At 35.3% G+C, this 14,842-nt stretch carries 10 protein-coding genes and 4 pseudogenes; 13 read left to right on the plus strand and 1 reads right to left on the minus strand.

The genetic code is table 11. The annotated features are described in order from the left end of the window. From O3658_RS03145 to O3658_RS03165, 5 genes and pseudogenes are all read left to right on the plus strand, one after another. Positions 1-395, plus strand: a pseudogene (locus tag O3658_RS03145) (hypothetical protein); the annotation flags it as partial. 8 nt (positions 396-403) lie between these two features. Continuing rightward, a complete protein-coding gene (locus O3658_RS03150) occupies positions 404-574 on the plus strand; it encodes an LPXTG cell wall anchor domain-containing protein (protein ID WP_004245664.1) in 171 nt (56 codons plus the stop codon). A 770-nt stretch (positions 575-1,344) separates the two neighbouring features. Beyond that, positions 1,345-1,722 carry a hypothetical protein gene (locus tag O3658_RS03155; RefSeq protein WP_371559268.1) on the plus strand — a complete coding sequence of 126 codons (378 nt, stop codon included), beginning with the start codon at positions 1,345-1,347 and terminating at the stop codon, positions 1,720-1,722. A 63-nt stretch (positions 1,723-1,785) separates the two neighbouring features. Continuing rightward, positions 1,786-2,202 (plus strand): CatB-related O-acetyltransferase, encoded by a 417-nt coding sequence (locus O3658_RS03160; RefSeq protein ID WP_371559269.1) that lies wholly within the window; start codon positions 1,786-1,788, stop codon positions 2,200-2,202. A 112-nt stretch (positions 2,203-2,314) separates the two neighbouring features. Further along, a pseudogene (locus tag O3658_RS03165) lies at positions 2,315-3,198 on the plus strand (glycosyltransferase family 2 protein). A gap of 131 nt (positions 3,199-3,329) precedes the next feature. Here O3658_RS03165 and O3658_RS03170 read toward each other — a convergent pair. Next, positions 3,330-3,533 (minus strand): annotated as a pseudogene (locus O3658_RS03170) (transposase); the annotation flags it as partial. A 37-nt stretch (positions 3,534-3,570) separates the two neighbouring features. On the opposite strand from O3658_RS03170, the pseudogene O3658_RS03175 reads away from it, so the two are divergent. From O3658_RS03175 to O3658_RS03210, 8 genes and pseudogenes are all read left to right on the plus strand, one after another. After that, positions 3,571-4,450 (plus strand): annotated as a pseudogene (locus tag O3658_RS03175) (IS630 family transposase). Positions 4,451-4,993: 543 nt separating this feature from the next. Beyond that, positions 4,994-7,087 carry a glycosyltransferase gene (locus O3658_RS03180; RefSeq protein WP_371559270.1) on the plus strand — a complete coding sequence of 698 codons (2,094 nt, stop codon included), beginning with the start codon at positions 4,994-4,996 and terminating at the stop codon, positions 7,085-7,087. After that, a complete protein-coding gene (locus tag O3658_RS03185; RefSeq protein ID WP_371559271.1) occupies positions 7,077-7,949 on the plus strand; it encodes a DapH/DapD/GlmU-related protein in 873 nt (290 codons plus the stop codon). Before O3658_RS03180 ends, O3658_RS03185 begins: the two co-directional genes overlap by 11 nt. A gap of 1 nt (position 7,950) precedes the next feature. Continuing rightward, complete coding sequence (locus O3658_RS03190; protein ID WP_371559273.1) at positions 7,951-8,826, plus strand: glycosyltransferase family 2 protein; 876 nt, start codon at positions 7,951-7,953, stop codon at positions 8,824-8,826. A 24-nt stretch (positions 8,827-8,850) separates the two neighbouring features. Continuing rightward, on the plus strand, positions 8,851-9,861 hold the full coding sequence (locus O3658_RS03195) for a sugar transferase (RefSeq protein ID WP_371559274.1): 1,011 nt from the start codon (positions 8,851-8,853) through the stop codon (positions 9,859-9,861). Positions 9,862-9,869: 8 nt separating this feature from the next. Further along, positions 9,870-12,326, plus strand: coding sequence for an SP_1767 family glycosyltransferase (locus O3658_RS03200; protein WP_371559275.1), 2,457 nt, complete (start codon positions 9,870-9,872; stop codon positions 12,324-12,326). Between the two features lie 11 nt (positions 12,327-12,337). Continuing rightward, the gene (locus O3658_RS03205) at positions 12,338-13,564 is read left to right on the plus strand and encodes a glycosyltransferase family 8 protein (protein WP_371559277.1); all 1,227 of its coding nucleotides are present in this window, start codon (positions 12,338-12,340) and stop codon (positions 13,562-13,564) included. Then, the gene (locus O3658_RS03210) at positions 13,564-14,760 is read left to right on the plus strand and encodes a glycosyltransferase family 8 protein (protein ID WP_371559278.1); all 1,197 of its coding nucleotides are present in this window, start codon (positions 13,564-13,566) and stop codon (positions 14,758-14,760) included. Before O3658_RS03205 ends, O3658_RS03210 begins: the two co-directional genes overlap by 1 nt. Positions 14,761-14,842 lie beyond the last annotated feature (82 nt).

Consider the following 14,842-nt stretch of genomic DNA (forward strand, 5'->3'; position numbering starts at 1 on the left):
AGCAAGCACATCAGCTAGCCAGTCAGCATCGACAAGTGCGAGCCAATCAGCCAGCACATCAGCAAGCCAAAGTGCTTCAACAAGCGCCAGTCAATCCGCAAGCACGTCAGCTAGCCAGTCAGCATCAACAAGCGCCAGTCAATCCGCAAGCACGTCAGCTAGCCAGTCAGCGTCAACCAGTGCGAGCCAATCAGCAAGCACGTCAGCAAGCCAGTCAGCATCGACAAGTGCGAGCCAATCAGCAAGCACAAGTGCATCTGAATCAGCGTCAACCAGTGCGAGTCAATCAGCCAGCACAAGCGCTTCAGAATCAGCATCAACCAGTGCGTCAGAATCAGCATCAACGTCTGCTTCTGAGTCCGCAAGTACATCAGCTTCAGAATCAGCAAGCATAAGCGCATCTATGATTCATTCGACTAGTCAAGCTCCTCAAACTGATACAACTAAGACACGTAAGCAACTTCCAAATACTGGAACAGCAACTTCGGCTACAAATCTGCTCCTAGGAGCTGTAGCAGGTCTAACAGGATTAGGATTAGTAGCTAAACGTCGTAAGCGTGATGATGAAGAATAAGCTTTCTAACTAATCAGTAATTTGATTATTCTGATCAAAAAATCTGAAAGTTCAGATTGAAGACAAAGGAGTCTGGGACAATAGTCCGTATCTCCTAAAAAAGCAACGGTTTTTGCCGTTGCTTTTTTACATGTTTAGTAACCGCCCCATAACAGAGTACCTAGCCAACTTTCCATTCCTCCGGTATACTGTTAGTAGAAAAAACAGTACTGGAGGTTATTTTAATGTCACACCTTATTGTCCCTTTGGAAACACCCCAATCTCGCCGTTTTGATAAGAAAAAGAAGAATAAGATGATTTTTCGTTGTCAGTTAAAAGAGCTTGATTTTTCCATCTATTGTAACCGTCCCATAATGATCTATAGTTGTATTCGCATTTTTCCTGTACGATTATAGCTTATGGTAAACAAGGCTTTAAGACATCTTTTTGCTTGTGGATTAATATCCTTGAAAAAATGAAACTTCAATGGCATGACTTTAAATCGTGTATGATCATATTTCCAATTTGCTAATTGTATGTAAATTTATTAATTATCAATTTTTGGATAGCATTGATATTTTTATGTAAGTTGCTTTTATTATAAGGCTATTTGTGGTAAGATGTACATAATAACAGAATGCTATATAGTATCTCTATATTAATGGTAAATAACATTAAATTTGTATAAAAGTTTTAGTTAGATGACAAGTTATTCATATTGTAGGCACACTGATAGATATAGTCAATTTAGTTGGAGGGGGAAGTTTTAATTGCTATCTGGAAAATTCTGCATGTTTTCACATAAAAATAAGCAACATCAGCGCTTTTTTCAACTTTTACCTGATGGTCAAATCAAGGATATTGGTGGAACCGGTCATGATAATGAGCGGTTTTGGCATATGCAGGAGAAAAAACTTCAACTATTTTCTAGCTCGAAAGAGTTGACGGCAGTTTTTGACTGTTGTTATGAGGAAGTCGGCTATTCTTATTGGGAAGGTTTGCATCAGGAAACGATTCCTCTGGAAATTCGTGTCTATAATTCGCGTTCGGATCTGTTTGATTACCTGACGAAATTTACTAGTCGCTATTTGATTGACTACGGGGCCTTAACAGTGGGCAATCATACTTATGGTATTCCTCAATTAGTTGACTATGACCATGGAGGCTAGGTCATTATTGGTGATTATTGTTCTATTGGACAAAATGTTCAATTTGTAACAGCAAATCATGATGTGGAATTGATTACCACTTATCCATTTAAGAGTTTGGAGTTATTTTACACAGATAAGACCCTGGATATGACGGATGACCATATCTTAAAGAATCCCACTCGTGTTGGGAATGATGTTTGGATTGGAAACAATGTTCAAATCATGGCAGGGGTAACTATTGGAGATGGAGCAGTGATAGCAACAGGTGCTGTAGTAACCAAGGATGTGGAACCCTATGCTATTGTTGGAGGAAATCCTGCTAAGCTTATTCGTTATCGCATAGCAGATCCTACTTTCCGTGAACAGATGTTAGAAATTGCGTGGTGGAATTGGCCGGAAGACATTATTTCTGAACGATTGGATAAAATCATGAGTAAGGATATATCAGGATTTATAAAAGAATACTTACCAAATGCTGGGAAAGTTAAACATGATTGATCTGTTCTCAGAAATATTAGAATTGATTTAGAATGTATCTTAAAGAAATGTGTATTGAAATCGACTTTGTTTTTTATATATTGCATCAGAAAAGGAGTATATGATTAAAATGATGGAAAAAATAAGTGTTATTGTTCCTGTTTACATGTCAGAACTATATCTTGAAAAATGCTTGGATAGTATCGTTCAACAAACCTATCAAAATCTTGAAATTATTTTGATTAATGATGGCTCAACAGATGGTTCAGCAGCAATTTGTCAACGTTATCAAAAGCAAGATGCACGTGTTAAAGTCTATCATAAAAAAATGGGGGAGTTTCTTCTAGCCGCAATCGTGCCTTGGAAGTTGTAACTGGGGATTATATCGTTTTTGTAGATAATGATGACTGGTTGGAGTTGGATCATATCCAAAATCTTTATGATTTATTGAAAAAAACAGATGCAGATATTGCAATCGGAAACTTTACTCAATTTTTGGATGATCAAGCTAGTTTTTTGATTCATGTAGGAGCAGATGATTATTTTGAGAAGACTTATACGCCATTCGAATGGTTTAACCATCAATATGATAGTAAGTATAATTTCAGTCAATGCTTCACAGTTCCGTGGGCGAAGTTATACAAGACAGAGCTATTTAAAGATATTGTATATCCAACAGATAAAAGTGTAGAGGATGATTACACAACTTATAAAGTTTATCTTCAGGCAGATAAAATTGCTTTTATGAATAAGGCTATTTATATCCATAGAAAACGTTCTACAAGTGTTACAAGGACAGTCAATCTTGCAGATGTATATCCCTTAAAGAGTATTGAAGAACGTATGACTATTCTCCAATTAATTGGAGCTCCTCAGGAGTTATTAGATAGAGAAATTCAAGCTTATAAATGGCGGTTATCTATTCATGAAGAAGAAACTCTTAAACATGGGGACGTGGAATCTTATCAACAAATTTTGGTCAAAAAAGCAATTGCAGTTAAATATTTTGAAGGTTAGTCAAACACATTTTATAAATTGATTTTTCTCTATTTTTAGATAGAAAAAGTGACCTATACTCAAAAATTAGAATGTTATCTCGTTTTTGATGTAGGTTGCTTTTTACGTTTATCAGATAGCTATTCTAATACTCAATTGTTTTCAAAAAACAACCTCGTCCATTGTCTGCTGACAGTGGACTTTAAAATACTTTTTTCCAGTCCTTGAATAACTTCTTGAAGCTTATCAATGACAGATTCCAATGTTTGGAAAGCCTTATTTTTAAAACCTCGTTTTTGAATTTCTTTCCAGACTTGTTCAATAGGGTTCATTTCTGGTGCGTAAGGTGGGATATAGTCGCTTAGTTTATAAAATACATGTTATAATAAAGTTATGGCATATAGTACAGATTTTAGACAAGGAGCATTAGATTACATCAAAGAGGGACACAGCCATGTCGAGGCAGCCAAAGTTTTTGATGTTGGCGTTAGAACTCTCTTTACTTGGGAAAAGAAATTACGTGAACAAGGGCACTTAGAACGGAAAAAGCGAGTCGCCAAAAGCCGAAAAATTCCTTTGGAGGAGTTGAAGACCTCTGTAGAGGCTCATCCAGATGCTTTTTTACGGGAAATTGCGGCACATTTTGATTGTGCTGTTCCTTCAGTATGGGCAGCTTTAAAGCAGATCAATGTCACTTTAAAAAAAGACGACTAGCTTTAAGGAACAAGATCCAGAGAAAGTCGCTGAATTTCTTGATATTTTGGATAACCTAAAAGATTTACCAGTTGTATATATTGACGAAACAGGAATCGATCGCTACCTCTATCGTCCTCATGCACGGGCTCCTAGAGGAGAGAAAGTCTATGAAAAGATTAGTGGACGGCGTTTTGAGCGGGCTTCAATTGTTGCAGGACAAGTAGACGGAGAGTTTATAGCTCCTATGATTTACAAGGAGAGCATGACGAGTGACTTCTTTGTGGAGTGGTTCAAAACACAACTCCTGCCTGCTTTAAAGACACCTCATGTCATTGTCATGGACAATGCTAGTTCTCATCCCAAGAAGATTTTGGATGAACTTTGTATCCAAGATAAATACTTTTTCTTACCTCTACCACCTTATTCACCAGATTTGAATCCCATTGAGCAAGCTTGGGCTGTCTTGAAAAAGAAAGTGACAGATTTATTAAGGGAAGTCCCCAATATCTTTGAATCATTAGAGTGCTTTTTAAAACTAAATGACTATAACTCTTTTCTTTTGAGCGAAAATAAATAATCTGTAGACGTTTATGATATTTGGCGTACGATGAATCTCTTAGGAGTTGTTCAATTTTTTGTATTTCTTCATTTGTAAGTTTCATAACTACTATTATAAGATGTTTTTTTGATTTTAGTATAGTATAAAATAATAAGGTTATTTACATCGATAGATTCCTAAAATATACTTGAGATGAATTATAGTGAGTTGAATCTGGAATAGCACACCACAGTTACTAAAATATTTTTATAAAGTGATTTAAATTTCCTAATTATTTTGTTCGGTTTTTAATTCATTTCACTGTAAAAATTTATCTTTAGGATTGATTATTCGAAAATGTTATCATATAATTACAGCGAGATTACAATATTGAATTTATTAAGCTATTTTACTTTTGTTTTTGTTTTTGTATAATTATTTAATTTGGAAAGTAATTATAATTTAACACTGTATGAGCGATACTGTCAATGAAATAAATATATTTTTGAAATTGAAATTCCTTAATAGCTCAAAAAATAGCAAAAAAAAAATGTTATAATAGTAGGAAAGGAGAGCGACTACATGACTGAAAAAATTACTGTAATTGTACCCGTTTATAATGTTGAAAATTATCTAGAAAAATGTTTGGATAGTTTAATAAACCAAACTTATAAAAATCTTGAAATTATCGTTATCAATGATGGCTCTACAGATAATTCGGGCACAATTTGTCAAGAGTACGCACAAAAAGATAATCGAATTGTCTATATTGAAAAAGAAAATGGTGGTCAAGCGGAAGCAAGAAATATGGGCTTGGATCGAGTGACTGGATCTTATGTGAGCTTTGTTGATTCGGATGATTGGGTTGAGTTAGATTATGTAGAAACCCTATATAAAAAAATAACGGAGTATCAGGCTGATATTGCGGTTGGAAATTATTGTAAGTTTAATGAGTCTGATTCAAATTTCTATTTTCATATATCTGGAAATTATTTTGAGAAACTTTATGACAATGTCTCTATAGTGGATTGTTTAAATGATTCTAATAGATTATTAAATTCAGCATTGATAGTTGCTTGGGGAAAAATTTATAGAAAAGAAATTATTTCTAATTTTCGTTTTCCGGTAGGAATAGTGACTGAAGATACAGTATTTAATTTGAAAATATTATTAGCTTCTAAAAGTATTGTTTATATTAATAAAGCTGCTTATATCTACAGAGTTAGGAGTGGAAGTATTTCAAATACTTGGGATGAAAAATGGATTAGAGATTGCATATACGCTATAGAAGATAGATTGGCATTGTTATCAACATTAGGTTATCCAATGTCAGAACATATACATGCTTATAAATTTATTTTAAATCATATAACTTCTGAAAGTAAGAACAGAGGAATATCAGAATCTCATGTGTTAGATCAGATAAAAGAGAAGAAGATGTTATTAGATTTACTTCAGACTCAAAATCAGGAATTTAAGAAAGCTATTGTCCTCGCAGCTAACTATGCCTATGTTGAGCAGGTCATGACGACTATTAAATCTATTTGCTATCATAATCGCTCAATTCGTTTCTATTTGATTAATAGTGATTTTCCAAATGAGTGGATTAAGCAATTAAATAAGCGATTAGAAGTATATAATTCAGAGATTATCAATTGTCGGGTAACTTCTGAGCAAATTTCGCGTTATAAAACAGATATTAGTTACACAGTATTTTTGCGTTATTTTGTATCTGACTTTGTGAAAGAAGATAAGGCTCTCTATTTAGACTGCGACTTGGTAGTAACTAAAAATCTGGATAACTTGTTTGAAACAGATTTGCAAGACTATCCATTAGCAGCTGTTCGAGATTATGGAGGAAGAGTATACTATGGTAGGGAAATGTTCAATGCGGGTGTTTTACTAATCAACAATCGTTTGTGGAAACAAGAAAATATGTCCCAACGCTTGATAGATTTGACAAATGAGTGGCATGATAAGGTGGATCAAGCAGATCAAAGTATTTTAAATATGCTCTTTGAAAATAGATGGCTAGAGATGGAATTTGACAATAACCATGTTGTGATTCATAAGCAATTCACAGATTATGAGTTACCAGCAGGTCAAGATTATCCTGGGATTATCCACTATCTCTCACATAGAAAACCGTGGTTTGATTTAGCTGCGCAGACCTATCGTGATGTTTGGTGGTATTATCATAGTCTCGAATGGACAGAGTTAGGAAAAAATCATCATTTACATCCATTACAAAAATCACATATCTATCCTATCAGAGAACCGCTTACTTGTTTAATTTATACGTCTTCAGATCAGATTGAACAAATTGAGACATTGATTCAATCTTTGCCTAATATTCAATTTAAGATTGCGGCTAGAGTGATGGTCAGTGATCGTTTGAAACAATTGTTGGTCTATCCAAATGTAACTGTTTATGCTGGAATTAATTATTTAGCAGAACTAGATCAAGAATTAATTGAGACTAGTCAGGTACTTTTAGATATTAATCATGGTGAAAAAACAGAGGAAATGTTAGATCAATTTTCAGAAAGAGGAAAGTTGATTTTAGCTTTTGAGAATACAAAATATCGTGAAGTTGGACAGATAACCTACAAAGTAGAACAAGTTCAAGAAATGATTGAAAAATTAAGAGAAGTGGAAGAAAAACATGAATTTTAAAGATTCTGTAAAGTTATTAGGAGATTTTCATCATATAGAGATTTCCCCCACCAGTACTATTGAATTAGGAACAGATGTTACATTTCGTTCATTTGTAAGTTTAGAAGTAGCTAATAATGCTAAATTAACACTAGGAAATAGGGTTTTCTTTAATGACCATTGTACGATTCGTTGTGGCAAAGAAATTGAAATTGGTAAGGATACCATGTTTGGAGATGGGGTAAGGATTTTTGACCATAATCATAAATACTCAAATTACCATATCGAAAAAATTCAATTTACTGCTGATAAAATAACGATAGGAAAAAATTGCTGGATTGGAACCAATGTTGTCATTTTAAAAGGGGTGACGATTGGAGATAATGTCATTATTGGAGCAAATGCCCTAATTTATAAAGATATACCAGCTAATTCTATCGTTACTTCTCAGGAGGATTTAAAAATCATTCCTAGGAAACAACACCAATTTCATGTTTTTACTTTAACAGCTTCAGACACTTTAGAAAACCTAGACTATCTTGTTCAGAATCTTCCAGAGGTAGCTTTCCATATAGCAGCTAAAACAAATATTTCGGATTATCTTGAAAGTTTCAATCGTTATGAGAACGTGAATATATACACAAATGTTCATCATGATGATATTTTTGAGGATTTGTTGAAGAAATCAGATATTTATTTAGATATTAACCATTGGGGAGAGGTGGATGGTATTGTTCATAGAGCAATAGAACAGAATAAGCCTGTTTATGCTTTTGAGAATACCAATCATGATTCAAGTGGATTTAGTAAAGTTTTTCGACAAGAAGATGCAAATGGAATGGTGACAGAGATGAAAAAATTTTTAGGAGAAGAAAAATTATAGTATGGAGAATGAATTAATCAGTATTGTAGTTCCAATTTACAACGTTGAGAATTACTTGCGAATGTGTTTGGATAGCATTCAAAATCAGACGTATCAAAATTTTGAGTGTTTATTAATCAATGATGGTTCTCCAGATAATTCAGCAGATATCTGTAGAGAATATCTTGCTAAAGATGCTCGTTTCCGTTACTTTGAAAAAGAAAATGGTGGCTCATCTTCAGCAAGAAATTTTGGGATTGAACGTTCGGAGGGGGAGTATGTTACGTTTGTAGACTCTGATGATTGGTTGGAACATGATGCTTTACAACTGTTATATGATGCATTGAAAAAAGAAAATGCGGATATTAGTATCGGACGTTATAATTGTTACGATGAATCACGTTGCCAATATTTGTTTTATGATTCTAATCCAGATGATTCTCTTGAGGTGATAGAAGGAAAAGAAATCATAGATAGAGAAGGTGTCGAAGAAATGAAAACTGGGAATTGGACTGTAGCTTATTTGAAATTATTCAAGAGAGAGTTACTACAAGATTTACCATTTCCTATAGGGAAAATGGCTGAGGATACATACTGGACATGGAAGGTACTTCTAAAAGCTTCGAAGGTGGTCTATTTAAATCGTTGTATTTACTGGTACCGTGTTGGTTTGACTGGTACTTTATCAAATACATGGAGCGAAAAGCGTATGTATGATGAAATCGAAGCTAGAGAAGAGAAAATTGCTATTTTGGCAAGTTTAGGTTATGATTTGACCAATCATATTTTAGTTTATAAAAATAGATTACAAAGAGTGATAGCGAAGTTAGAAGTACAAAATATGCAGTCTACGGAGATTTATAGAAGAATGATGGAAAAATTGTCTTTACTACCGTAGTAATAAAAAATGAGATAATACAATATGAAACTACATTTAACAAACTTATACGGTATGGCTGGTGATAGTACTGTTATTCTAGCCCAAAATGCTGTACAAAAAATAGCCAGTCAACTGGGATTTAGAGAGGTTGGCATTTATTTTTACAATATTGCTTCAGATAGCCCTTCTGAAATGAATAAGCGTCTGGATGGCATTATGGCTAGTATCTCTATTGGTGATATCTTAGTCTTTCAATCTCCTACTTGGAATGGTTTTGAATTTGATCGTGTCTTATTTGATAAGCTGAAGGATATGCAGGTGAAAATTGTTTGCTTTATTCATGACGTTGTTCCTCTCATGTTTGATAGTAACTATTATCTCATGAAAGAATACATGTATATGTATAATCTATCAGATGTTTTGATAGTTCCATCAGAGAGAATGAAAGCACGCTTGATGGAAGAAGGCTTGACAACTAAGAAAATCCTCGTTCAAGGGATGTGGGACCATCCTCATGATTTATCCTTATACACTCCAGCTTTAAAAAAAGAACTCTTTTTTGCTGGAAGTTTAGAGCGTTTTCCAGACTTACAAAATTGGTCTCAAGATACGCCTTTAAGAGTATTTTCAAATAAAGGGGAGGCTAGTTCTAGTGCTAGAAATCTTAGTATTGAAGGATGGAAAAAAGATGAGGAACTGTTGCTAGAATTATCAAAAGGTGGATTTGGTCTTGTCTGGGGAACTCATCAAAATGATGGAGAAAGTAACCAATATTACACCCTGAATATATCTCATAAGGTTAGCACCTATCTGACAGCCGGGATCCCAGTCATTGTACCAAGTAGCTTATCAACTGCTAAATTTATAGTAGATCAAGGCTTGGGCTTTGTGGCAGATAGCCTAGAAGAGGTTCATGAGATAGTTGATAAAATGAATCTACAAGAATATCAAGAAATGACGAATCGGATAAAGACCTTTAGTTATTTGCTAAAAGAGGGTTATTTTACAAAAAAATTACTGGTAGATGCCATCTATCAATTAGGAATTAACTAGGAGAACATATGAAAAAAGCAATTGTACTAGCTGGGGATTGCATCTATACTTCCCAGCTAGAAACGACGATCAAGTCCATTCTCTATCACAATCGAGACCTTAACATTTATATTTTAAACCAAGATATCATGCCAGATTGGTTTCGGAAACCTCGCAAAATGGCTCGAATGCTGGGGAGCGACATCATCGATGTGAAGTTACCCGAGCAAGCCGTGTTTCAGCAGTGGAGTAAACAGGATCATATCAGTGCGATTGCCTATGCTCGCTATTTTATAGCCGACTACATTCCAGAAGACAAGGTTTTATATTTAGATTCGGATTTGATTGTGAATGATTCTTTAGAGGGATTGTTTACTATCAATCTTGGAGATAAGTGGCTGGCTGCTGTTAGGGATACAGAGGGTGTTACCTTTAATACTGGGGTTTTGTTAATTAACAATGCCAAATGGAAACAAGAGAATATTAAAGAGTTACTCATTACTCAATCAATTGAAACTCTAAAAATAGTAGCAGAAGGTCGTTTTAAAAATTTCAATGGTGATCAGACTATTTTTAATCAGGTTGTCAAGGATAACTGGCTAGAATTGGACCGTCGATTCAATTTGCAAGTTGGACATGATGTTGTCGCTTTTTATAGTAATTGGCCAAATTTTTTTGATGAATCATCCTACAGACCTGTTGTTTTGCATTTTTTATCTCATAGAAAACCATGGACGACATTGATAGCTAATCGCTACCGCGATCTCTGGTGGGATTTTCATGATTTAGAATGGACTCAAGTTTTGCAGCACCATATGGGCGAGTTTGAGCTAGTTTCCCCTCAGAATCGAGGATTTTCTTGCTTGACGCTTACAACATCGCAAGATTTAGAAGGAATAGAAGAACTGCTTACAGCTTTACCAGACGTGATTTTCCATATCGCAGCCTGGACCGATATGGGCGAAAAGCTCAAAAGACTGGCAAGCTATGATAACGTCCGCCTCTATCCTCAAATTGTTCCTCCAGTATTAGAAAATCTTAAAAATCTAGCTTCAATCTACCTTGATATTAACCATGGCAATGTGGAGCAATCGATGTTGGAGTCCATGAAAAAACAAGGGAAACCAATGCTGGCTTTCCAATCCACCCAACATGGAAATTGTGGTCAAGTTTTATTTGAAACAGGGAAAACTGCTTTGATGATTGAGGCAATCAAAGATTTCAAGGAGAATGGGCACTTTACACGATTTTATCAAGTTCCAGAATTAACGTGTTTAACCTTTACGGCTTCTCAAGAACTAGAACAATTAGACTACTTAGCAGAACAATTGCCAAATGTAGCCTTTCATGTAGCAGCCTGGACAAGTATGGGTCCAAAACTTCATGACCTATCCAATCGTTATCCAAATATTCACCTCCATCCAGCTATTTCAAAAGAAAAACTTGAAGAGCTAAAAGAGCAGATGGATGTCTATCTGGATATAAATCTGGAAACCTCAACTTCAGATATGGTTGCAGATGTAGTTCAACTGTCTAAGCCTGTCTTTGCTTTTTATAAATCTCAAAATGGCTATCATGGACAAAGACTATATTCGAGTGAGCACCCTGAACGGATGTTGGCAGATCTACAGAAACTCCTTGATGGAGAACCGCTAGCAAAACAAGAAGACCCTATTCAGGTTAAGAGCATTGATGAAACTCTGGATTATATCATTGAACACCAGTCGTCTTTAGTTCGTTTTGGAGATGGTGAGATTAATATGCTAGCTGGTCATTCAATTCCCTACCAAAACTATGATGAAGAGCTCGTTTCTACCATGCGAGAGATTATAGGTTTAGAAAGTACGAAAGACCTAGTAGTCTGCCTTCCTGATGCTTTTACGGATCGTTTCAAATTTACATCATGGGCCATTCCCTTCTGGAAAGAACATATGGATCATTATATGGACTTTTATCGCGAACTCTGCACGGGTTCGTGGTATGGTTCAACCTTTGTATCACGTCCTTACATTGATTTCGAAGATAAGAGTCAGGCCAAAGGTCAATTTGATAAACTGAAAAGTATTTGGGAAAATCAAGACCTACTCATTGTAGAAGGGGCTACTTCACGTTCGGGTGTCGGCAATGATTTATTTGATGAAGCAAAATCGATTAAACGAATCGTTTGTTCATCTCATAGTGCCTATTCGCGTGTCGATGAGATTGAGCAAGAGATAGAAAAGCATGCAGCTGGGCGTCTTGTTTTATGTATGCTTGGACCTACAGCCAAGGTTTTGGCTTACCGTCTAAGTCAGAAAGGCTATCAGGTCTTAGATATTGGACACATCGACTCAGAATATGAGTGGATGAAGATGGGAGCTAAAACTAAGGTTAAATTTGCCCATAAACATACGGCTGAATATAATTTTGATCAAGATATTGAATTTATCGAAGATGAGACCTATACAAGTCAAATAGTTGCTGATTTATCAAAAGCAACTCAGTAAAAGGAGAACGAATGAAAAAACAGCAGTCAGTTATCTTTGCAGGAGATTATGCCTATATTCGTCAAATTGAAACTGCTATAAAATCAATCTGTCGTCACAATAGCCATTTGAAAATATATGTACTTAATCAAGATATTCCACAAGAATGGTTTATGAATATTCGGACCTATATTCAACAAATGGGTGGGGATTTGATTGATTGTAAGGTCATTGGAGCAAAATATAAGATGAACTGGACCAATCAGTTGCTTCATATCAATCACATGACCTTTGCCCGCTACTTTATTCCAGATTTTGTCGAAGAAGATAAGGTTCTCTATTTAGATAGTGATTTAGTTGTGACTGGTGATTTGAGTCAGCTGTTTGAAATAGATCTAGAAGAAAATTATTTGGCAGCAGCTCGTTCTTGTTTTGGTGCAGGAGTTGGTTTTAATGCAGGTGTATTATTAATCAATAATAAAAAGTGGAAATCAGATGACATCAGACAGAGATTGGTTGATTTAACTGAGAGAGAGCATGAAAACGTGGGAGAAGGAGATCAGTCTATTCTCAATATTCTCTTTAGGGATAGCTGCTATCAGCTAGAAGATACCTATAATTTTCAAATAGGTTTTGATGCTGGTGCAGCTGAAATGAATCATCGTTTTGTCTTTGATATTCCGCTAACACCTCTTCCAAAAATTTTACACTATATCTCTCCAGATAAACCTTGGAACCAATTCTCTGTTGGCCGTCTCAGAGACCAATGGTGGCACTATTCCATGATGGAGTGGTCATATATTGTATCTACTTGGAGAGAAAAGAATCTTGTTTGTACTGCAGATGTTTACAAACCTAAGTTAAGATGCATGAACCTAACCAATTCTTGGTGTGTTAAGAAAATAGATTATCTGGCTCAACACTTGCCTGAGGTCCATTTTTACATTGCTGCTCATACATTTATGGCAGATGAACTGAAGCGCTTATCAGCTTTTCAAAATGTGACTCTCTATCCAAATTCCTTCCCTCTTTTAGTGGAGAATGTTCTTGAACAATCGGATCTTTATTTAGACCTAAACATGGATCAAAAACTAACTTACATTTATGATTTGGTTCAAAAATACCAAAAGCCGATGCTCAGTTTTGATAGTAGTCGTTGTCCAGATTTGCCTGATACTTGCTATGCAGGTGTTTACTCTGAAAGTCGACCAGAAGAATTAGTAGAAGCAATTAAGTGCTATATGAAGGAGAGAGAATAGTGAGAAAGTCAATTGTACTTGCGGCAGATAATGCCTATCTCATCCAGTTAGAAACAACCATTAAATCGATTTTATATCATAATCAAGATGTTGATTTTTATATACTAAATAGTGATATCGCACCAGAGTGGTTCAAGTTATTAGCAAAGAAAATGACAGTTGTGAATTCTACTATTCACAATGTCCATTTGAACAAAGAGATATTTGAAGGTTATAAGACGGGGCCTCATTTAAATTACGCTTCATACTTTCGTTTTTTTGCTACGGAAGTGGTTCATTCTGAACGAGTTCTGTATCTTGATTCAGATATCATTGTGACAGGGGACTTGTCACCTTTATATACAATGGATCTTCAAGGCTATTATGTAGGTGCTGTCGATGATGTATATGCCTACGAAGGTAGGGAATCAGGATTTAATTCTGGTGTTTTAATCATGGATGTAGCAAAATGGAAAGAGCACTTAATTGTTAATAGTCTATTAGAATTAGCAGCAGAACAGAATCAGGCTGTGCATCTAGGGGATCAAAGTATTTTAAATATTTACTTTGAAAACAAATGGCTGCCCTTAGACCAAACTTATAATTATATGGTTGGTGTAGATACTTATCATCTAACCCAGAAGTGTCAACGTCTGGATGATCAGCCACCAGTAATTGTTCATTTTGCTAGTCATGATAAGCCATGGAACACCTATAGTATTTCACGGCTTCGTGAACTCTGGTGGACTTATAGAGATTTGGATTGGACAGAGATTGCTTTTAAACGTTCTAGTTTGAACTACTTTAAACGGAGTAATCAATCTCAAAAACAAGCGATGATTGTGACTTGGAGTGCTAATGTGGAGCATTTAGAGTATTTGATTAGTAGCCTACCAGATTGGCATTTCCATCTAGCAGCTCCAGTTTACTGTATTGAGTCGCTCACAAAGCTATCCTCTTATCCTAATATGACTTTGTACCAGTCTATCCTTCATCAAAGAATTGATTGGTTATTGGATGATTCCAGTGTTTACTTGGATATTAATAGGGGTGATGAAGTCTTGGATGTAGTTTCAAGAGCAAAAGAAAGAGGAAAGAAAATTTTTGCTTTTGAAGACACTCGAAAAAAAGCTGAAGATAGTATCTATGATGGCATTTTCTCTATCGATAAACCAGAGGACTTGGTAGCTGCTATGAAAAACTTGGATACTAACTAATTACCAAGTGATTGAGAGTTACCTGTAAGATTAGAGGATGAGTGAAGAATGATATAATTTTCAAATCTCATTTGTAACAACA

This window comes from Streptococcus sp. 27098_8_69, from assembly GCF_041432445.1.
GTDB lineage: Bacteria > Bacillota > Bacilli > Lactobacillales > Streptococcaceae > Streptococcus.

Bases quoted from the DNA above. Each gene is read 5' to 3' on its own strand.
- O3658_RS03150 (WP_004245664.1), top strand. From the start codon at position 404: ATGATTCATTCGACTAGTCAAGCTCCTCAAACTGATACAACTAAGACA.
- O3658_RS03180 (WP_371559270.1), top strand. From the start codon at position 4,994: ATGACTGAAAAAATTACTGTAATTGTACCCGTTTATAATGTTGAAAAT.
- O3658_RS03205 (WP_371559277.1), top strand. From the start codon at position 12,338: ATGAAAAAACAGCAGTCAGTTATCTTTGCAGGAGATTATGCCTATATT.
- O3658_RS03155 (WP_371559268.1), top strand. From the start codon at position 1,345: ATGTTTTCACATAAAAATAAGCAACATCAGCGCTTTTTTCAACTTTTA.
- O3658_RS03200 (WP_371559275.1), top strand. From the start codon at position 9,870: ATGAAAAAAGCAATTGTACTAGCTGGGGATTGCATCTATACTTCCCAG.
- O3658_RS03195 (WP_371559274.1), top strand. From the start codon at position 8,851: ATGAAACTACATTTAACAAACTTATACGGTATGGCTGGTGATAGTACT.
- O3658_RS03190 (WP_371559273.1), top strand. From the start codon at position 7,951: ATGGAGAATGAATTAATCAGTATTGTAGTTCCAATTTACAACGTTGAG.
- O3658_RS03185 (WP_371559271.1), top strand. From the start codon at position 7,077: ATGAATTTTAAAGATTCTGTAAAGTTATTAGGAGATTTTCATCATATA.